The following is a 22415-nucleotide window of genomic DNA, read 5'->3' as shown; positions in this document are numbered from 1 at the left end:
TAAATCCTATTGCATACCGAGTTTCTTGTAATACTGTATAGATTCAGCCAACGAAGGAAATTCTAAAAATTTTGCTTTATCTAGAACAATTCCCTTAGTACAAAATTTTGAAATACTCGCCACATTGTGAGAAACTATAATAATAGTAGAATTTTGAGACTTTTCCAAAAATAGCTTGTGAGCCTTTGCATTAAATTGAGCATCACCAACAGATAAAGCCTCATCAACAAGGTAAAAATCAAAGCCAATAGACATGCTCAAAGCAAAACCTAATTTTGCGCGCATACCAGAACTATAAGTATTCACAGGTTGATACAAATAATCCCCAAGTTCTGTAAATTCCTCAACGAAAGCTTTATCCTTTTTATAATTACTTCGATAAATGCGACTTATAAAATGTAGATTTTGGTAACCACTCAAAGAACCAACAACAAAACCAGAAAACCCCACAGGCCAAGAAATAGAACTAGTTCTGATTATTCTACCAGATGTAGGAAAACTAGATCCACAAAGGAGCTTTAACAAAGTTGACTTTCCAGCTCCGTTTAACCCCAATATCCCTGTACTTACCCCTTCAGTGAAGGTATAGGATACATGCTTTAACGTATATTTAAAAGTACCAATATTGAGGACAAAACGTTTTGTAACATCATCAAGCATAATCATAAGTTAAGCTTTCCATAAGACAATTTTTGTAACAAAAGACCCAATACAAGAAATAACAAAATTAATGAATTAATGTAGTTAACATTCAACACATTATTTATTACAACAAGGTGAGAAATTGAGGATCTCAAGCCCTCTATAAGTTGCAAAATCGGATTGTATGATATCAGATCATGATACTTTACAGGTATTCTATCAATTGAAAAGAACACAGCGGATAAAAATAATAGAATTCTCTTCGCGATAGGCCAAATTCTTTCATAAACCGGGTAAAAAACTGCTAAAGATGATAAAAAAATTCCACCTGAAATACCTAAAAGCACAGCAGAAATAATGCAATACAAAAAAATAGCGATATTCGATATTTCAAAATCAATATCGTAATATAATGCAATTAAAATAACAACAATAGATGCTTGGATATTCGTAAAAAAAACAAAAATACACCTAGAGATCATTAAATCAAAAGGTGTTACATGAGGAAATGAAAGAATCGCAGTATTTGCTCTAATAGCAGTCATACATTTAGAAATACAATCAGTTACGATAAAGTATATAAAAAATCCACATAGAACAAAGTAAACTATATGAAGACCCTTTTCAAATTTTATCCCTATTAACATACGGATAATTATAATTAACCCAACAGTAAAAACATCTCTAAGAAGGGCCCAGATATAGCCAAACCTACTTTTACCATACAAAGAATACGTTTCCCTTAAGAATAAAGCAATCATTACAGTATAAGTACAACGGAAAGCGCCTAAACAATTCTGAGAAAATTTTAATGAATGTCGTTGAAAAAGTGGCTTAGAATAAAGTGTTAACTCTGATATGGCCAAATCATTGTTACTCGTTTGCCCAACTCTCCCAGCATAGATACAAACTGAAAGTTTAACATTAGAAGGTATATCCCTTGAAATTATCAAAATACAAGATTCAACATCACTAGATAATAAATCTAAAAGAGCAATGGATCTGTTTTTAATAGTATCATAAACTCCAATTGTAAAAACATCATACGAAGAATTAATTTTAAGATCTTTAATCTTTAATATATAATCATGACGTGATTCAAGAAAAAAATCTGCCATTTTAAAGGCATTCCACTTAAAATTTTTACTTTCAACTACCACAGGCCTAAAAAAACTGATAAGTTTAAACTGAGAAAGATCAAGGTTTTCTGGATCATGACTAATCATTTTGACAATTGATTCCGACATCAAAATCTCCAACATCCAACAGTAGAAAAGATACAAGATGTAAAATATTAGGCTAAAGTCAGCACTTCAGGTCTTCTTAAATTTCGTATTAGGTCTAAAGTCAGCACTTTAGGCCTTCTTAAATTTCCATGGCATTGCCTGCTCAAGAATAGCATTTCTTCTTTCATCAGACAGCGATTCATCTTTCAGTTCGTCTCTGTGAATACCCATATATCTGAACAGAAATTCAAGGTAATCTTCCAGGTTAACTCCATGGACTTTACAGGTTTCATGAAATGATGAGAACACGGCCGTAGACTTAGCTCCTTCAATAGAGCCAAATCCACTGGGCATTGAATGTCTCAGCACTGCAAAGTCACGAATAGCTCTCTCGGCGGCCGAGTTATCCAGAGGGATAGAGCCGTCCTCCAGAATTCTGGTAATTTTTCCCACTGATTGTGAGAGTACTTGACCGCTTTGATGAATTTTTCCGTATATATCCCTTTGGGGGACTCGCTTTCAGAAATGATTTTGAAATGTTTTTCTGTAAGCTTCCCTATTTCTTCAAAATACTGCCTGAAATCATCACTTTTCCGCAGTTTTGTTCGTTCCTCGATGGTACTGCACTCGCTGTCCCGGTGAAATACTTCCCCGATAAGCTCAACCACACGTTTTGAAACCTGATATTCTTCGCTTTCTTTGTCTATGTGGTTCTGGTGGGCCCCGTAAATGTCGTAAAAATATCGTCGAAGATGAACCAGACAGCCAACCAGGTTTGCCTTATATGTGCCGTCCGGATTCTTCAGCCATTCCACGTCGTACCATCCATCAGTGGAGATTATTATGGAATCTCCGTCTTTCGATAACCATTTGCCATCGCCGAACTGTTCCTCCATGATTTTGAATGGAACTGACTGCGATCTGGTATTTGTATAGCAGTAAAAACAGCCTTTTTCAGATACAAACACCAGCATGTACTGGCGGCTGCCTTTTTCAGCCTGACAGCTGATGAAGGTCTCGTCAAGATGGATAATCCTGCTCTTTAGCACGCTGGCCTTCAGGTATTCGTATGCCGGCAGTATCCATTCTGCTGAAAAAGCTGAATACCTTGCCAGCTGCTGCCTTGAGAAGACATTAAATCCCAGACTATTGCTGATTTCCTGCGCTATTCTGTTCAGCAGGATGCGATTCCGCATTCTTTCTGCGATTATCTGAACCGCAAAGGAAAAGCCAAATACAGTCTTCGGAAGAAAATCCTTTTCCGGATTAATCCCGACTATCACGGCCGGCGTTTCATCATTCTGCGCTGGCAGAGCTTCCTCATAGACAGGAATGTATGATAAAACCCTGATGCTTGTTTTGACCCATTCAACACTCTCGGAATTTTTTTTCCAGCCCTTGAATACGTATTTTCTGCCGTCCTTTTCAATGGTCTGAGCGATTTCTTTTGAGGCCTCATCCCTGGCTGATGCCTCAAGGGCGTTGCCGTTGAAATCAAAGAACCTTTCTTTCTCGCGGTCGCAGCAGTCGGTTTTTGCTGAATTGCTCTGTCTGTTTCTGTGCGGGCTGTTTACGTGATGCTGTTTTTGCTTTTCTTCAGCATTCTGGGAGGCGGCTTCTTTCTTATCCTTCTTCTGTTCCCTGCCGCCTTGAAACAGGAGTCTTCTTAATGCGTCAAGATCAACCTCTTTGGAAGACAGGAGTGTTTTCAGGGTCTTAACGAGTTCTTTGCTTTTTAAAAGCTCGGATTCTTTCTTCTCAAGTGAATCCATGAGCTCGCTGATCTTTTTCTCCAGTTCTTCAACTTTTTTGGTTTGATTTTGAGAGACTGCTGTTTGCTCATGAGTGTCTGATCTCAGTTCCTGAATGATTTTATTCTGGTCTTGAATGGTTGAATTAAGAGTCTCTACTAATCGCCGTAATGCGGCAATATCTGCGTAAAGGGAGTCCAAGGTGGTAGAACCTGTATCGTGCTGATTGCCGGGAAGTGCAGTACTTGTAATCTTAACTTCCATTGCAATTCCCTTCAGCATGCCCAGATTTTTGTGTGCGATATAGTACGGATTCACCAGTACTCTTGTCAAGAATTCCTGGGGCCTTGAAATGGGGGTTTAAGACCTAATACCCAACAAATAAACAATACATAAAAACAAGGCCGTAAGCATTAATTTATAACACTAATTTATAACACTAATTTAAACATTTGTCACTCTTTATCTATTTTTGCGATGTTAATCGATTAAGTTCTATTTCTCTCCTAACGCCATAGGTTTAGAAATCTAGTTAAATTTTAGGTGTAAAAACTCGAATGAGATAAAAAGTGGAGATTATGAAGACTCAACTGCAAAATGTAAGCTAAATACACTTTTCAAATTTTTTTGCAAAAATCTGAATTGAAAAATCCAACGCTACATTTTGAGTCTCTCCATGAAGTCCCGCATATATCGCTAAACCAACATTATGTAGATTATCACCATTATTTATAACAAAGCTAAATCTATTTTCTATTATATCGCATATATCAAGTTTAAAAAAATTGGAAAGTACAACATCAGATTCTTCGTCAAACAGCGCAACATCAATTTGATGAACTTCAGAATCAGTAGCAATTTTTAAATCAGTAACTATTACACTGTAAAAAGACTGACTATAAGGCATATGTATTTTTACAGCATTCCATCCAAAATCAGATTTTGGAAGAGATTGTTCTGAACAAAAAACAAGATCATCATTTACAAAAAACTCTTTATCTACAATAAAAAAACAGTTTAAACGATGAGAAAATGACAGTATATTGTGGTAAAGGAAATTGCTCAAGAAAGAGAAATTAATTCTTAGGGAATAATTTTCATTGCATAAATCTAAAACCGGATACAGCATCGCAAAATTTCTTCTATAAAAATATAGAGACTTATAAAGATCATTCTGAAGGAAAATAGGGGATGCTAGACAACAACGTGGAATTGCAATAGTAAGATCACTAACACATTGACAGTCGCAAAAATTTCCAAGATCGATGCATGCTTCATACATTTTGCTTGAATAGTCATAAAATGAATCGTAGAAATAACTACGATTAACCTCAAAGCTGATCTTATCATACGATCTCTTACAAGGAATTTTTAAACAAGCACTGGGCGTGTTAACACATAATATGATATGCTCATGCTCAAAATTAAGGTCAAGATGATTAATAAACAACAAAAGGTTAATCTTTAAAAAAGATTGAGTTCCTTTTCCTAAAACAATATCCGTCTTATACAAAAACGCTTTAAAAACAGGAGTTTGTACTTTTTTAGTTAGATGTTTTGCGATATCGTAACAGTCAGAACCAAATGAATCATCTGCCATAGCCATCATTTTTTTTTCAGACGAAAATGATGGCGTATACCCGTAAGAAATTACAGAAAGCAAACCTTTAGTTAAAGAAAGACAGTATGGAGAAATTTTGTCATGCTTGTATGCTAATGGTGAATTTATAACAAATTCTTGAAATCGTGCCTGCTTGTATGAATTCAACAATTCAGACAATTCAACACAGGTATCTACATTATCATTATCAGAACGAATGAGGTAGAAATTGACATAATCAATATACGACGATTGTTTAATTGCCGATTCCAAAATTGAAAAAATGTACTCCTTCGACACTTCCTCTGACCCGAACATGTTCAACAAAGTACGATGCCATGTACGCATTGATGATAACAAATAATCAGGAAATTTGCAATATTGAGGAACTATACTAATGGCATGTCTATAACCAAATTTATATGCATAATACAGTACAGCCGTACCACCTTTTGAGCCTCCAATTATTGAAATATCATGCTTTGAAATATTAAGCGCTCTTGCAAAAGATTGTATGAATTTATTTACAGCCAAAGATAATGAAAAATCATTATTATGGCACAGGTAGTAGGAATAATAATTGAAAAAATAATCTTTGATCCATAGTATACTGCACGTAATATCAGTTAACGAATTTCCCATAAAATCAGGATAAAACAGTTTTGATGGAACTGCAAAACCTGAAAAAACTACAATTAAATGCGAATTATCCAGCAAAGCTGGACGGTAATAATATAATATTTTAAAACCATCAACTTCATATTCTTGTTGTTTGGGCTTACATTTAATCATTGCTACAATATTTCTCCATTTTCCCAAATTCCCTAGGGCATTTTCTAACTACACACACTCCACTTTTCTAAAAATGGGGAAGAAGCTAGTCATTCATTGTCAGGGATGACCGTTAATATTTGGTGAAATAATTTTACAGATTTCCATGATTTATGTAATTACGTTTCATAGTTGCAGCTAGTGAATTTCCAACTACTTCAAGATAGTGATACATTTTTAAAATTATCCACCATAGGGTTCTAGTATCTATTACTCAGTAATTCCAATATTTGGCTGGCCTGATCGTTAATGTGAAAGAACGCCTTCCCCTACTTTCCAGAATGACAGTGAGAACGGTGCTGAATATCTGGAACTCTTAACTCATTCATTGTTGTCAGTGAGTTTACCTGTCTGACTTGGAGCATAACGTTTGAAATCTTCATAGCATTCCGCAAGGCACTGTAATAAATAATATCAAAGAATTATTTATTAGGAACTACCATATAATTTCACTCACAATGGAATTCATTTTGATAAAAATTAAAATTGCATAATTACTCATCTGTAACCTTTATCCCCCATTATATAGTCTTTGAGATCAACATCAAATTTTAGGCAAGGACTACGAACGAATCGACAATTGATGTAAAGAGCGTGTTTCGAATCAATTAAATTTCGAAACTGCCTCTTATTTTCAGAACTCAGGTCATCTTTGCGTTATCTTTACATATCAGTTCCGTTTTTAAAGTACAGTTCTTCAGCCTCTGCCGAGTCAAAGAACTGTTATTTGTAACAGCAAACAATTTTGAACTTATTCATTACAGCATTCAATCAGCTTTATACCTCGCCGTTCGCAAACAGACTTGTGGCAGTTTCAACATGCAGATCCAGCTGGTTATCCAAAAATGCCACTGCATTACCTTGTTTACACAAAAATTTTATCACTCAGGGATGCGGACAATATCCTGGACAGTTATCGCTAACTTTGCTTAAGTCTGTATTGAACAGGACTCAATCCACCTTTTGTACCCTTTGCAGAGCCTCGCTCACTGATTTTTTAAAATCCAGAAGCTGTCCGAGCTTTGTCAACACTCTGCTTAATTCTTCTCGTACCTCGTTGAGTTCTGTAGTTAGCTTATCAATATCCTTACGAGCTTCCTCGCGTACATCTTGTATGATCGATTCCCGCTCATTGGTACTGATTAACCGCTTTCGTTTTCCTTTTTCTGCTTTGGGTATGATTTCATTTGTTACAGGATCAACACGGCCCAGATACACCTTTTTTGTTATTACCTTTTTAGTTTCGGGATCCCTGTGTGATGTAGAACTGTAGGCATGAATATTCCCTGTCTTCTTATCCTTTTGGTAAACAATGCATGACACTCTTTGGCTTCCTACTTACAAGCATATCTAATACATTATTATAGCACTTACCAAACACAGCCAAGAAATACTCATGCATTAAACATGATTTAGATCAATTCTATAACTTTTGTAAGTAGATTCATAACCACACAGACTTAAAGAAAGCAGTACTAGTGTTCCATTTCATGGGGTATGTCAGGGACAAACAGTCATCCGCTGGGTGATTTCATTGAAAATCTTCGGGGATAGCTCGCCTACATCATACAGGATCTTAGTTAACCTGACATCTGCCTCTACCATATGCAACACTCCGTCTTATCACACGAAAGTGTATCATAATGAGAGAACCTTTTTCATCATAAGAATTACATTTTATTTTAAGACAGTTTCACAGGTACAAAAAACCCGAGTTGATTATATTATACTATCAGTAATGTTTATGGATAGTCGGTCTTTCATATATAAATAATATGGTGAACTAATATCCAAATTTTGTTCTATATATTTTTGTATATCAGGAACATCTTTTTGGATTATTGGTTTGGAAGCCGGACCATATTCGATTATATGATTTAAAAACAAAGGAGAACGCAGACAAAATCTTTCACACATTTCCGATATTACTAAATCTGGCTTTTCATAATCAATAATATCTCTCATAACAACTGAATTTGAATGAACAAACACCAACTTTTTAAATACTGTGTATAAATAAGGTACTAAAATATATGAAAAAGAATCACCGAAAACGACTACCTTCATGGTAGTTTTTGCAGACTCATTTTGATATACGTTAACCATCCCCTGACGCGAATAAATAAAATTAGTAAAAACAGGAGCTGCCATAGTACATCCCCATGGTCCTGGAATAATTTCGAACTCACTATAATATGGAGGGTGAATTTTAGAACCTAAGTCCCCAGGATGTCGAATATTCTTGACATTTAAACAATCAACACTATGTTTAAAATTCAACAATGAAAGCAAAGTATTGCAAACCTTCATAGCTGCGGGATAACTCCAATGGGTATCAGTTTTACAATATGAATTTTTATAACTCCTAAGAATTTCAACAGGATATAAACAAGTAATATCGTAATCATTGATGATTTTGAGAATTTGGTCTGTAGATCGAAAATCTGATTTAGGATATGGATAGTATTCAGGAAAAACAGATTCTTTAGAAGGAGCTAGCAAAAAAATAGATTTGCTAGGAATTGTAGAGAAATCAACTAAGTATTTTTTCCAAGAATCAATATTTTGGTTATCGATCAATATTTTACCAGTATACTGACCTATAGAATTATTTGTATCATTAGTTAAAAAAAGCCACCCCTCTCGACCAATCAAAACATTATTAATTGGTGACAGCAGTATATCATAAAGCCAGAAAAACTGATTATCAAAATCAACACCAATTCTAGAAACTTCAATCAGGTTTAATTGTAGTTCTATTGAATTACCAATCGACTCATGAACAATACGATCTGTTTTGTTATTTTTATATAGAAAAGTAACAGTCAAGATTTTAGATTTGCAAAAAGATACATCAATATTTAATGAATAATTTACTAATTCTGATGCAGAACTTATAACATCATCTAAATGTGTAGCAAAACTGCATTTTTTTTCAAATCTAATGATAAATCTCTTACTCCGCGAACTATCATAATAATATTGCAGATCTATCAGCTGTTGTTTCACACCCAAGTCTGCAACATTTTTTACTTTTTTATTTAAAAATATTAAATTTTCAAATGCCTTATTAAACTGATAATCATTAATCAATGAGCGAGTTTCGTCAAAAATATCATAATAACAAGAGAAATTGTTTAATAGTAAAGGTTTGCAATAAAGGGATACATTTACAATATCAAGAGATCGATTACGAGTTCTTCCAAATAAACCATTATATATACAAATATTAGGTTCTATATTATTGGGAATATTTCCAAAAATTATTGATATTAAAATTCCATCTTTACATGACTTTTGATTTACACATGATATCATTCTATCTTTAATTATATCATATACCCCAATCGAAAAATTATCATATTTATCATCAATATTTAAATCCGAAATTTTTAACATGTAATGATAACAAGACTTAAACTTTACACCTGTGAATCTATATCCATTGTAATTAAATTGTTTTTTTTCTATTTTTATATTATCTAGAGTTAAAATTTCGGAAAAATCATAAAGATCTATTTTCCTGAAATCATGTCTTATCAGTAACACATTTAAATCTAATTCGTCCACTTCAAATCCTCCTAATCTCAACAATAAACACAATACTAATAATTCAGAGATTGTTTATAAATAAGCATAAAATAACCAAACTAAGCTAATTATATACAGATTCTTTAAAACTCTGACCTAAGAAATCATCAAAGAATTATTTGTATTTCGTAAATCCTTGAATAATGTATGCATAATCCCCAGCAGGGCGAATGCTTCAAGTTTGCCCTAGACAAGTCCCAAAGAACATGCTATGCATTCAAGGGCTGCCTTAGGGTCGTAGCATCTTTTCTGCAGGATGTTAAGACTAAGCTTCTCTTTTTCTCTGCCTTTATTCCACAGCCAATAACGGTATTTCTCCAAATATGCCAAAGCAAGTTTATTCAACGCACTGCGATTAGCAATGTAATTAGGGTTGTTGGCTTGAATTCTATCTTGGTTATATCGCATATCAAGACACCAGTGTAAATTATTTTCAATACCCCAATAATGTCTAATAATCTCATTTACTCTTTTTGAGTTTTCATCAATTGGCGGTAATGATGTGATATAAAAACGCTCTTCCCAAGTATTATTTTTAGTTGCTTACTGATAACTGTTTCTTTCAACTTTTACAATACTGCCGTCATCCAATCCTAACCACTTTTCTTTAATTATTCTTGATAAACGACGACCGCTGATTAATGATATCTTGTACTGCTCGATACGTCCATGCTCTTTAGTTATTTCAGGTTCATATGAAACAATTTGATTTTGAGGTGTTGTGTTAAATAAATAACGAACCTCATCAAATGATTTATTTTGATTGCCTTTTAATGAAAGGCAATAATGAGCACCTTTACCTATAACTGTGTTTACAAAATCAATTTGGCAGCTCATTGCATCAGCTGTAACTACAGAATTAGTTAGATTTAATTTATTTAGTGACTCAGGGCCAGCGCTGATTTCATTTTCTTTTTTCTGTATCAGTTTATGGTAAAGACAGACTCTGTTCGTTGCATCATAAAAGTTCATAAGCATGTAGGCACCGTGCTTGCCATTGTTTTCAGGAGTCGTTTTTCCCGTCGCTCTTAATGCCTGTCCATCGGCTGCAATAACCCTAAAGTCATCTTTGATAAGAGGTTTTATTAATTCTGTATACAATTCACTTAATGTATCAGTTTCTACCAGTAAAAATGCTTTTCTGATGGTATCATGAGAGCAATTATCAACTACTAAATCTCCCATGTTATTATCATTAAAGTAATTTTTAAGTCTGCCATTAATTGCTTCGCTGATTTCAGTGCAACCAGTATCACCAGACAGTGCACTAATAATTGATCCTAATACTATGGTCAGCATAGGTATTTCAATTTTACTAGAATCCCTTTGATCAAATGATGTTTTCTTAAGAGCTTCATCTATCTTATTACAAACTTGCTTTTCACTGTTTTGTTCATTGTTATCTGATGATGAACTTGATACAGATTTCTCATCTTCAGATTTGCCTTCGTATGTAATTTAGATGCCACTTAAATATTTTCTTTCTTCAGAAGATAGGTTTTACAAAAGTAAAAACACCGTTTTTGATAGATCCGACAGTTTCGCGAATATATTTAGTCTTGCCAGTTTCAGGATCAATTGTTTTAACATTTTTATAAATCTGAAAGAAATTAAAAATTTTGTTTTCGTTAACTGAACATCCTAGTGGTATTTCAGGGTATGCAGAAAGGTCTGGCTTCATGACATGCTCCACTATTACTAATAAGTATCAATTTTAGTATAATTTTTATCAAACTGTCAAGTCAAAACGTTTACTGTATTACTAATATCAAAGGTCGATAAAAAGTTCATGCGTTCGCCCTGCAATGTTCACACTCCCGATTTTGCGTCCAAGGCTATCCATGATGCCCAGAGCCAGCTCGGAAAATAAAGGTGTCAGGCCATATTCGTACAGTGCATCCATGGTACAGCCTATAACATCATCGTTAAACCAGGCTTTCTGGTATTCTATTCCCAGCATGGCCTCAACATCTCTGGCCTCGAAAAAGGTGTTGCTCATATACAGTGGCCGGGTGGTATAGCCAAGCCCGTTCAATATCATCAGATCAACAACCTGACCATGAGTAAAATGTCCGGCATTATTACTGATCTTGGGAAGCCTGGAATCGATCTTCTCGATAATTCCGCTCTCTTGAATAAAAGCTCCAACCAGTCCCAAATGCCCCATGGTTAAAGGTTTAAGCTGCTCTCTCGTAATAACGGTCATGACATCCCACAAAATTGGCAATACGGAACTGTGCATAAATAAACTTTACAACTTCGGGCTGATTGTATAGTTCCAATCAGGGTAAAACTCATCACCAACTATGTTCAAAGATTTAAATTCTTCATCAGACACTTTGATTCCAGTTAAGTACTGTTTTTCATCCGCTGTTGCCACCACTTTCAGTCCGGTCGCTGTAGTTGTAGTTGTAGTTGTTCCGGCAATAAGATCTATTATCACTTGCAAACTAACAAGGAGACGCCCACGCCAGTTTTTTGTAATTTGACTGAATAGCCGATGTTCAATTTTGTTCCATTTTGATGTTCCTGGCGGGAAATGGCAAACGCTGATCGCCAGTTTAGTTTCGTCTGCAAACTGCTGAAGTTCATATTTCCACAGTCTGTTTCGCGATCCATTGCTTCCGCCACCATCTGCGGTTATTAGGATTTGCCTGGCTTCCGGGTATCTTTCCTCGCCCATTTCATACCACCATGAACGTATTGAATTTACGGCAAACTGCGCGGTATCCGAACTTACTCCGACATTAACAAAGCCTTCATTCAGACCAATATCATATATCCCGTAAGGAGCAGCTTTCCCAAGTTCAGGCAACGGAAAATCATGATCAAGAACTTTTGTCGGAGTGCCTTTTGGAGCATACTCTGCACCGTTGTACTTGAAGTTTCCTATGTTCTCCTTCTTTTTGCAATCTATTGATATCACAGGAAAGTTTTGTTCAAGAAAGGAGTTTGCCTTGCTACTGATATGCTTAAATTGCTCATCACGGTCAGGATGTTCCTGCCCCACTTGATTCATCTTTTGATTCAGTTGGAGGCTGTATCCCAGTTCTTTCAACAGGTAACCAATTTTTCTGTATTTGAGATTAAATCCTTTGCGGTTCATTTCCTGCTCAAGATTTCTCAGACTCTTCGTAGTCCACTTCAGCAGGCTTTGCGGATCACCAAAGGAGCTTTCACTTATGATTGATTCCAAGGCTTCCTTTACCCCAGGCTGCGTTTCCTCGACACGCTTCCTCCCGCCGCCTTCATTTCTTACTCGCTCTTTTTGGAGGCTGATTTGCAATTGTTCAGATGTTTCTCTATCAAGGGAATTGAGTTCTTTTATTCCCGAGCTTATGGTCACTCTGGAAACTCAGTTTCCTTGCTGATTTCGAAACACCGCCATAACCCAAAATTTCTGCTTCTGAAGCAAGATATATCCGCTTTTGGAATTCATTCAGGAATGGAGCATCTTTTTATTTTTTGTTGCTATTACAACCTCGTCAAGCTCTACCATATCAGCCTCATTGACATCAACGTTACAGTTGCTTGTCATGATAGCATAATAGGGCTAGACTTATAAAAAAAAAAGTTGTAAAGGTTATTTATGCACAGCTCCTAACCGCTGTATTCTAGGGAAATAAAATCGCCCGCCACAAGCGAGATAATATTAAAGCAATCAGCGCATCACATTTTAAAAATAAATATTTTATATATGTATTTTTGTGACGAACCCCCTATATCCAATCGACTTCACAACATACTAGTCTCAAAAAAGGAATTTGAAATTCCTCCAGCTCATTATAAATAAGTGCTAATTAAGCAATCTCAACTGCGAAATGTAAGAACCACACGTTTTGAAACCCGATATTCTTCGGTTTCTTTGTCTATGTGGTTCTGGAGATCCCCGTAAATGTCGAAAAAATATCGTCAAAGGTGAACCAGATAGCCAACCAGCTTCGCCCTATATGTGCCGTCGGGATTCTTCAGCCATTCCACGTTTAATACCTAATACGAAACTTGAACGTTTTTACGTGGTAAACGAGCTATAGCAATCTTGAAGGTTAGATTTCCTACCTAAACTACGCGGAAGTTGTGAAGCAAAAAATCCCCTTAACGTTTGCCCCTATCGTGACGATAGCTCCGAGACCATTTTAATATTCATCATTACACGGAGTCCTAGATATTTATATCAGAAATTGTGAACTTCTGTTTTTCATTTAGATCAAGAGAATTAAACCAAGCCTCGAAACCAATTCCCTCCCAAGGCATATAATTGCAAAAATATTCTCTCCAGGGATAAACCAACTTGCCAGTAACCTTGTTTTTAATTTTACGAACATCCGAAATTGACTTTGCAGGATTCCCAACCACAACAGTATAAGGCTCAACCGATTTTGTTACAATTGCACCTGCCCCAATAAGGCAATCCTGACCTAAATCAAGACCTGGCATTACAATAGCACCACTCGCAACAATAGCAAATGAATGAATATGTACACCAACAAAATTTGAAGAAGGCGGGGTCGGATCATTTGTTAGGATTACATGAGGAAATAGCCACACAAAATCATCTATAACAGACAGCGGTGCAATAAAAACGTTGGAATGCAAACGAACATAATTACCAATTTTACAGCTACACTGGATATCTGAGAGAGTACCTATGCTGACATTGTTCCCGATATTGGCTTTTTCCCGAATAGTTGTCTGATGACCAGTCTGAAAATGATCTCCAATGGTTGACCCTGCATAAATAATAGAACCGCTTCTGATAAGTACATTAACGCCAATGGACAGAGGGTGGCTATGGTATTGACGATCCTTGCAAAAATCCATCAAGTACTCACCTATAATGCAGTTTGATCCGATAAAACCGCCCCTACCAATAGAAACCCCCTGTCTTATGATAGTGTTACTGTCAATAAAGGTATCATCACCGATGAAAACTCTGTCTTCAATAATACAGTTATGGCCGATATGGACATTGTTACCTATACGGGCCGATTCTGCCACAAAGGTATTATTTCCAATACCAAAATTATTCATAATTAACAGGCCTTATTAATATTACATAAATAACAATTAAAAAAACAAAAATAACACAGATTAGCTGAGAGTATAAATATTATAAAAAAATAGACACTATAACAAGTTAATAATAAAAGTTATTGAATCCGATTGTATACAAGCAGCAAATATCATTTATTAAATCTATCAATAATACATAAAGTTAAAAATGCTTAACGCAAGTAATACAATAGTAATCAATTTCTAAAAAATAATATTAATATTTTAAGGATAGAATACTATCGATGAAAGAGTAACACCTCACCTACAATTAATAATTATTTAAAACATCAACTATATGATCAACTTCATTATCCTCCAATACGGGACTTATCGGAATACTTAGAACCTCATTATGGATCATTTCTGTTAAAGGCAATGAATAATCGGAATATTCTGCATAGGCCAGCTGCTGATGAGGTGGTACCGGATAATGAATTAAAGACTGGACATTATTATCTGACAAATATTTCATTAGATTTGCTCTGTCAGTAGTTCTAATTACAAACAGATGCCAGACGTGAGACAATTCACATAGAACTCGAGGTAAGACAACTCTACTGTTCTTGATATTCGCTCTATAATAGGCAGAGATATCTCTTCTACGCTGATTATCACTATCCAGCAAAGCCAATTTGCAATCTAGAAAAGCTGCCTGAAGTTCATCAAGACGAGAATTTACCCCTTTATAGATGTGGTGATACTTGTAGTCGGAACCATAATTTGCGATCGCCTTACACTTCTCATAAAGAATAGGATCATTAGTCGTTATAGCACCGCCATCCCCTAGTGCTCCAAGATTTTTTCCAGGGTAAAACGAAAAACCAGCTGAATCTCCTAAGGAACCAGTTCGCTGACCGCGAAAGTAAGCTCCATGAGCCTGAGCCGCATCTTCAATAATTTTAAGATTATATTTAGCTGCCAGTTCTTTGATTTTAACCATATCAACGGCCTGACCGTAAAGATGAACCACGACTATTGCCCTGGTTTTCGAAGTAATTTTTTCTTCAATCAAATCAGGATTAATCAAATATGTATCAATATCAGGCTCAACAAAAACAGGAGTACATCCATTGTCTGATACCGCAAGAACTGTAGCAATAAAAGTATTGGCAGGTACTATAATCTCGTCGCCTGGACCAAAACCGTAAGCTTTTATAATAATCCTTAACGCATCAAGACCGTTTGCAACACCAAGAGCATATTTAACACCACAAAAATTCGCAAAATTTTTACAAAAGGAGTCATAAAACTCTCCATGAATATACTGTCCTGATATCAAAACTCTGTTCAGTACAGCCCTAAATTCGGTATTGAAACGCGAATTAATTTTCTCTAAGTCTAGAAATGGAATCATTATTTTGATCTCGCAATCTTTAAAAATTCTTCATAATCATAAATATAGTCAGAAGTATCATAATACTCCGAAGCTAAAACAACAACAACACAGTTTTTTGAAAAATTTGTAAACTCTCTCCACACCAAGCCCGTCAACAACAAACCTTTTGACGGTGAATCCAAATGAACAACAGATCTCTCATAACCATCATCAAGAGTAAAATCACAGCTACCGCTAACACATACTAACATTTGAGAAAGATTATAATGCGCATGCCTACCACGAATAACATCAGAAGTAGAACCAAAAACGTAATATACACGTTTAATGGCAAAGGGAACTGTATTAAAAGACTCAAGAGCTACAAGTTTGCCTCTGTAATCCCCATGGACATTAAAATCAACAATTTTAAACAAGTTTATAAACTCCCAGTGAATAAAGAAATTTCATCAATATGCATATCATTATTATGAGTTTTTGGAACAATACCACAGTACACACACAAATTCAAGTTTAATCGCAAAACTCCAGTCACAATCATTACACAATAATTACCATCAGATCTAGAGTTAACATTAATCTTGTAAATCAACTTATCTAAATCAACATCATAAACACCTATAGAAAAGGCTTCAGATGCAGGATTGATCACTAAGTTTGAAATTTTAACATAATATACAGAAAAAGGATTCAATGATAATTTATTAAATCGAAAAGCATTATATCCAAAATTTTTCTTATTAATATCAATGTTAAAATATGTTTGATATAGTCTATATTTATCATCTAAATCTTTTCTATCAGAAACGTCTAGAGCAAAAATATTTTGAAGAAGATCTGTTTTTACACCAATATCATATTTATTTTTAAATTTTACAAAATTAGGCAGCAGCCTCTTATCTGATATATCAATAGAACCTAAAATATCCTTCTCGACCATTCTTGTCCGCGAATCCATCTCCCTTATTCTACGGTGATTTTTAATAGTATTTGAATCATGCCATCTATAGCAAAACAAAGGTTCTTTAAAAAATTTAAATAAAGCATACTTAGAGATTTGTAACATTATATAGTAGTCTTCAAGTGGTGCTTCTTTATTAAATAATCCAACAATATCAAAAATAGATCTTCTAATGAGATAACCGTTAGGAACGTGATTACCACGGTGTAACAACTCATAGCGCCCGAATAAATCTGATGAAAAATCAAAACCTCTTCTCTGTTGTAAGAAATCTCCAAAAGTTAAAAAACTTGCTTCTTCTTTAGAGTAAACGCATTTTCTCCCCACACCCCAATAACATTCAACACCGTTAGAATCGATAATCAAATTATCAAAAACCACCAAAGAATATTCAGAATTATTAATATTGTTTAAAAAAGAAACTTCTTTTTCAATAAGAGTTGGTTTTGCAAGATCATCAGAAGCAATGATAAAGATATAATCACCTTTTGAATGCTTTATTAGTTTATTAAGAGTTTCACAAGTTCCTTCGTTATGTTTGCGTTCATAGTAAAAATTAACAAAACGAGAAATACAATCACCTTGAATTTCAAGAATCCTTTCATTAGATTCATCTACAGAACCATCATCCATAATCAATAATTCAATGTTCCTATAGGTTTGGTTTATGATTGAATTAATTGTTTCTTTGATGTACTTTCCATGGTTATAAGAAGGAATAACAACTGAAACCAAAGGATTATCTGCAAAATAGCCTCTTTTTATTGAAAAATTATCCACACTTTTGTAAAAAAAAGACATTCTCTCGTCAGCAACAGCTACCTTACGCTGGTACTCAAGATTATCACGATAAATAAAAAATTGAAAACCAACAACTCGTTCAGAATCTGAACATTCAACAAAATTATTAAGTTCAATAAAGTCTGACCATCTAAATTTACTAGTTAGAATTCTAAAACAAAAACCACAATCAAAATCAGAGTCACTAAAGCCAATTTTAGATATTTGACCAACATCCCCTAAAGACCCCAAAACAACTTCATCTTTATTAATTAAATGTCCATTTATACTGTCATCTCTTCTAAATAACAAACAATCAAGTTGACAATCCGGTTTACAAACTATCGAAAGCTCTCGAATATCATTTAGCCAACCAATTTTTGAAAAATGAAGATTAAGCATTTATTACACTCTTCTCAAAAAAAACGAAAAACAAAATCTAATATAAACTAGATATAAAAACTGTTATAAGATTAATATATACATTCTAATAAGTTATGAAATAATTCAAAAAATGTCATAAAAAACAATCAAACACACAGCATTATAGTAATATATACTAAGAAAACCACTATTGTGTTGAATCACACAGCTCGAGCAAAATCTCTAATATTAGATATTTTCTCTAAATATCCACACCCATTAGGAGTTCTTAAACCTGTTATATCAGACATTTATGAACATTGAGTTGACCAATTTCCAATTCAACACTTGAATTATTACCACCTTTTGATACTGCTGTTATCTAATTAAATTTACCTTCTGAACAAAATCAGATAAAAATCCATGATGATAATTCTCATCAATAATGGTAACAGTTTTCAAAAGGGTATCATCATACTTCTCTGATAAATTCATCGCAATAATAAATATTGCAATTAAATATTACTTTATGTAATTCTCTATCACAACAAGCGTTTATATTGTTTTCCAAATACAACTAACCGTCTTTATTATCTCAGTATAAAAATTCTCATCTGACTGCCATCCAAGACCAGAAACAAATTTGTCAGCACATATGGCCTACCTTAAATCATGACCGGCCCTGTCTTGAACAAAAGTTATCAGTTCATCGTATTTACGATACATTGCCACGGTGACGCATTTCGTCGTCAGAGATAGAACAGACCTTTTTCCTAACGATGGTGATACTTTTTCTTTCGTTGTGACCACCAATATTGTAGGTTCTCTGAAACCCCCCTTATGGATTGATCAGGTTTACGTCCTTGCAATGTTCAAGAACATATAACCAATCCCTAACATTAATTCTGTTTCTGTAAACAGACGACGGCTTTTCGGCAAGGGTATTGGATATTATCAGAGGTATCAGTTTTTCGTGATGCTACCTAGATCCGAAGATATTTGAACAGTTAGATGTCGTCACATTTCATGCCCTATGTACGACGGTAAGCTCGTACAAAAAAGAACCAGCATAGGCAGCAGAATAGGGATTGTCGGGAGCATATGGAGTTGTTTCATAAAAATATACTCCATGCTCCCCTATAGTGCCATAAACCTAATCTGTAGAAATGTGGTGAAACTTGTCATCTTCATAACCTTCCCTAAATTTGCCAAGAACATCCATCCAGTATTTTTTGACAACCTCCAAAAGATTCAAGGTCTACATAACATTGGTTTACGCCAATACCCGCGGCAACTTTATGGAGTTATCTACATGACTTTCTACCTGCGCAAAGTGGATAACGCCCTTGATGTCGTTGTTGTTAAATATCGCGGTAATGAAATTTTCATCGCAAACACCGCCCTTTACAAAGAGATAATTATCCATACCCTCACATTCACTGACATTAGTTTTCCCGCATAGTTTAACTTGCCAAGGTTAAAAACAAAATAATCGGGGGATTGCAACAAATAGCTGATAAAATAGGCTCCTCTAGTTACTAAAGATTGACTTAAAACTTCTTTGAACTATCTTTCCTGTAAGGAATATCAATCCCGAACACTATTTTATGCAACTCTTATCCAGCACGATGTAATGAGGACGATGATGCTCCTTGGCTCATAATAATGAACCAGCATAATTTTACAATAGTACCAGACATAACCATAATTTCATAGGAAAAATCTCCATACCAAAACATACTCCTTCATTTTGTAATGATATATTCCGGAGTTTCCATCTCTAATCTGCGGCAAAAATCACTCAATGGCTTTAGCAAAATTTCCAACATAAGCACAAAGGGCCAATCTTGTCGCTCTCACCACATTGATCGCAATATATTTTTTGGAGCGTCCTAGCATTTTCATAGTTTTAACAAAATTGTTACCTAGGATTGAATAAAGCCATAACGAACAAACAATAACCACTTTAGTGCTATTATTCTGATCCGGTATTTAGCCTACCAACTTGTTCTAACGCTGGTAGAAAATTCGTTTCCAGGTGCTCCGGAGCGTAGGGAATACAACGATTTCCGACAAAAACATAGTCAGTGAAGAAATGCACGAAGTTACAACCGGTAATTCCCAGAAATTACAAGAGCGTACCCATTAACATTTATAGATCAATCCTCCCCCCTAGTCCACAGCAACCGACGCAACACAGCTGACTATGACTATGACTATGGCCATGATCTATTTTTCATGACTAAAAGGACTTACTGTTTCATAATCTGTGACATCAAGCTCATTCACATCAACACAGACAGTTTCCGAAATAATTCATCTGAATTCGTCACCAAATGACGTTACTTCCGATCACGAGAATTCTATCACTTATCTAAAATATCCTTAAGTCTGTTAGCTGATCTGTCCTTCTGTGAAGTGATAATTTTATCATCCGGAATTTTCCAGTCTACTCCGATATCCGGATCATTGTAGGCAATACCGAATTCCGACTCCTTGCAATAGAAATTATCAACCTTATATGCGAAGACAGCCTCTTCGCTCAGCACGGAAAATCCATGAAGAAAATTCCTAGGAATAAAGAGCTGTTTCTGATTTTCATCTGAAAGCTCTACCGCCACATGTTTCCCGAAAGTAGGTGATCCCTTTCTAATATCGACAGCCACATCAAGAACCTTGCCACTGAGGACACGCACTAGCTTTGCTTGGGAATACTCCCTAAGCTGACAGTGAAGTCCTCTGATCACCCCGTAACAAGATTTTGATTGATTATCCTGCACAAAGCGATTGGGAATCCCGTTATCGGTAAAAATCTTTTCATTATAACTCTCAAAAAAATACCCACGGGAATCCGGATATATAGAGGGTTCAATAATAAAAACACCTTCAATTGCAGTTTTTATAAAATTCATATTGGATACCGTCACAAAAATACCAATAAGCAAAAACAATCATTAAAGAAAATTATCACTGGCCACAGCTTGCAAGTGTTTGCCATAAAACGACTTGCCATACAATTTGGCACTCTCTAGAAGCATACCCCTATCAATCCAACCCTTATTGTATGCAATCTCCTCCAACACAGCTATTGAAATTCCGGCCTTGCTCTGCACGGACTGAACGAAGGTCTGTGCAGAATAAAGGCTATCGACTGTACCGGTATCAAACCAAGCAAAGCCGCGTCCAAGGGGTATCACCGAAAGCTGACCATTGCTGAGGTAAATCTTATTAAGATCAGTAATTTCCAGCTCTCCCCTTAAAGACGGCTTTAAGCTCCTAGCATACTCACTTACTCTATTGTCATAAAAATATAGACCAGTGACAGCATAGTTGCTTTTAGGAATCTGAGGCTTTTCTTCTATGGACACAACACTCTTATCCTTTGCGAATTCAATAACGCCAAAACGGCAAGGATCATCAACATGGTAACCAAATACCATGGCACCACTAGTAAGTTTTCCGGCATCTTCAAGATAACGAGAAAGACCCGCACCATAGAAAATATTATCCCCGAGAACCAGTGCGCAACAGTCTCCATTTATAAAACTTTCGCCTATAATAAAAGCCTGAGCTAGCCCACCAGGTGAAGGCTGTTCCGCATATGAGAGATTAAGACCATAGTGCGAGCCGTCTCCCAGAAGATTTTTGAAATTTGGAAGATCCTTTGGAGTGGAAATTATAAGAATATCTCGAATCCCCGCTAGCATCAACACGGACAGCGGATAAAATATCATCGGTTTGTCGTACACAGGCAAAAGCTGTTTACTCGTAACGATGGTTAATGGATACAACCGTGTACCACTACCACCAGCTAAAACGATTCCTTTCATATACCCAATTTAAGAAAAACAATATAATCAACCGGAACAATTCTACCAAAACTAGCAGGATAAAACCACCAAAGTTAACTTTCTTCTTATTATGAAAGAAAGCTCCCTGGCGGACGTATTAGGTCTTAAACCGTCTTTTTAAGGCTTCAGGGATTCTTGACAAAAGTGCTGGTGAATCCGTACCATATCGCACACAAAAATCGGGATGTGCTGAAGGAATTTGCAATGGAAGCGAAGATCACAAATAACAATCTTCCTGCTAATCAGCACGATACTGATACTTCCAAACTGGACAACCTTTACTCGTTAATCGAAAAACTTACATCAACCATTCAAGAGCAGACCTCAACCATTCAGAAGCAGACTTCAACCATTCAGAAGCAGACTGAAGCCTTTCAAAATCAAGCCAAAAAAGTTGAAGAACAGGAGAATAGGATCAGCGAGCTCCT

At 35.4% G+C, this 22415-nt stretch carries 17 protein-coding genes and 2 pseudogenes; 1 reads left to right on the top strand and 18 read right to left on the bottom strand.

Annotated elements, in window-relative coordinates:
• Positions 1–6: 6 nt before the first annotated feature.
• The 18 genes and pseudogenes from F557_RS0114395 to rfbA all read right to left on the bottom strand — a co-directional run bounded on the left by F557_RS0114395 (position 7) and on the right by rfbA (position 21966).
• A complete protein-coding gene (locus tag F557_RS0114395) occupies positions 7–666 on the bottom strand; it encodes an ABC transporter ATP-binding protein (RefSeq protein WP_019002922.1) in 660 nt (219 codons plus the stop codon).
• Positions 663–1889, bottom strand: coding sequence for an ABC transporter permease (locus tag F557_RS0114390; protein WP_019002921.1), 1227 nt, complete (start codon positions 1887–1889; stop codon positions 663–665). The genes F557_RS0114395 and F557_RS0114390 overlap by 4 nt, the downstream gene beginning before the upstream one ends.
• A gap of 108 nt (positions 1890–1997) precedes the next feature.
• The gene (locus tag F557_RS0114385; RefSeq protein ID WP_084761668.1) at positions 1998–2222 is read right to left on the bottom strand and encodes a hypothetical protein; all 225 of its coding nucleotides are present in this window, start codon (positions 2220–2222) and stop codon (positions 1998–2000) included.
• 24 nt (positions 2223–2246) lie between these two features.
• A pseudogene (locus F557_RS23705) lies at positions 2247–3064 on the bottom strand (IS66 family transposase); the annotation flags it as partial.
• Between the two features lie 1159 nt (positions 3065–4223).
• Positions 4224–6011 (bottom strand): hypothetical protein, encoded by a 1788-nt coding sequence (locus F557_RS0114375; protein ID WP_019002919.1) that lies wholly within the window; start codon positions 6009–6011, stop codon positions 4224–4226.
• A 990-nt stretch (positions 6012–7001) separates the two neighbouring features.
• The gene (locus F557_RS0114370) at positions 7002–7373 is read right to left on the bottom strand and encodes a hypothetical protein (protein WP_019002918.1); all 372 of its coding nucleotides are present in this window, start codon (positions 7371–7373) and stop codon (positions 7002–7004) included.
• 396 nt (positions 7374–7769) lie between these two features.
• Positions 7770–9620 (bottom strand): alginate O-acetyltransferase AlgX-related protein, encoded by a 1851-nt coding sequence (locus tag F557_RS0114360; RefSeq protein ID WP_019002916.1) that lies wholly within the window; start codon positions 9618–9620, stop codon positions 7770–7772.
• Positions 9621–10184: 564 nt separating this feature from the next.
• On the bottom strand, positions 10185–10940 hold the full coding sequence (locus tag F557_RS0114350; RefSeq protein WP_019002914.1) for an ISAs1 family transposase: 756 nt from the start codon (positions 10938–10940) through the stop codon (positions 10185–10187).
• Between the two features lie 187 nt (positions 10941–11127).
• Positions 11128–11322: a hypothetical protein gene (locus F557_RS0114345; RefSeq protein WP_019002913.1), complete on the bottom strand. Its 195-nt coding sequence runs from the start codon at positions 11320–11322 to the stop codon at positions 11128–11130.
• 87 nt (positions 11323–11409) lie between these two features.
• The gene (locus tag F557_RS0114340) at positions 11410–11847 is read right to left on the bottom strand and encodes a DUF4277 domain-containing protein (RefSeq protein ID WP_019002912.1); all 438 of its coding nucleotides are present in this window, start codon (positions 11845–11847) and stop codon (positions 11410–11412) included.
• 45 nt (positions 11848–11892) lie between these two features.
• Positions 11893–13084 (bottom strand): ISAzo13 family transposase gene (locus F557_RS20255; RefSeq protein ID WP_157617914.1). Its coding sequence is split into 2 segments (ribosomal slippage): positions 11893–12997 and positions 12996–13084, totalling 1194 coding nucleotides; the frame shifts between segments, so codons are not numbered across the junction.
• Between the two features lie 718 nt (positions 13085–13802).
• Positions 13803–14672, bottom strand: a complete 870-nt coding sequence (locus F557_RS0114330; RefSeq protein WP_019002910.1) for an N-acetyltransferase — start codon at positions 14670–14672, stop codon at positions 13803–13805.
• Positions 14673–14964: 292 nt separating this feature from the next.
• A complete protein-coding gene (locus tag F557_RS0114325; RefSeq protein WP_019002909.1) occupies positions 14965–16050 on the bottom strand; it encodes a DegT/DnrJ/EryC1/StrS family aminotransferase in 1086 nt (361 codons plus the stop codon).
• The gene (locus F557_RS21945) at positions 16050–16448 is read right to left on the bottom strand and encodes a sugar 3,4-ketoisomerase (RefSeq protein WP_245539421.1); all 399 of its coding nucleotides are present in this window, start codon (positions 16446–16448) and stop codon (positions 16050–16052) included. The genes F557_RS0114325 and F557_RS21945 overlap by 1 nt, the downstream gene beginning before the upstream one ends.
• A 2-nt stretch (positions 16449–16450) precedes the next feature.
• The gene (locus F557_RS21500; protein ID WP_019002908.1) at positions 16451–18175 is read right to left on the bottom strand and encodes a glycosyltransferase family 2 protein; all 1725 of its coding nucleotides are present in this window, start codon (positions 18173–18175) and stop codon (positions 16451–16453) included.
• 1234 nt (positions 18176–19409) lie between these two features.
• The gene (locus F557_RS22370; protein ID WP_157617913.1) at positions 19410–19562 is read right to left on the bottom strand and encodes a GDP-mannose 4,6-dehydratase; all 153 of its coding nucleotides are present in this window, start codon (positions 19560–19562) and stop codon (positions 19410–19412) included.
• Positions 19563–20502: 940 nt separating this feature from the next.
• Entirely contained in the window at positions 20503–21048 is a 546-nt protein-coding gene (rfbC, locus tag F557_RS0114310; protein ID WP_019002906.1) for a dTDP-4-dehydrorhamnose 3,5-epimerase, read from the bottom strand.
• 42 nt (positions 21049–21090) lie between these two features.
• Positions 21091–21966: a glucose-1-phosphate thymidylyltransferase RfbA gene (gene rfbA / locus F557_RS0114305; RefSeq protein WP_019002905.1), complete on the bottom strand. Its 876-nt coding sequence runs from the start codon at positions 21964–21966 to the stop codon at positions 21091–21093.
• A gap of 225 nt (positions 21967–22191) precedes the next feature.
• Between rfbA and F557_RS22775 the strand changes: the two are divergent.
• A pseudogene (locus F557_RS22775) lies at positions 22192–22415 on the top strand (hypothetical protein); the annotation flags it as partial.

The organism is Succinimonas amylolytica DSM 2873, from assembly GCF_000378405.1.
GTDB lineage: Bacteria > Pseudomonadota > Gammaproteobacteria > Enterobacterales > Succinivibrionaceae > Succinimonas > Succinimonas amylolytica.
The sequence above is the reverse complement of the archived record's forward strand: the minus strand, read 5'-3'. Positions and strand labels throughout refer to the sequence as shown.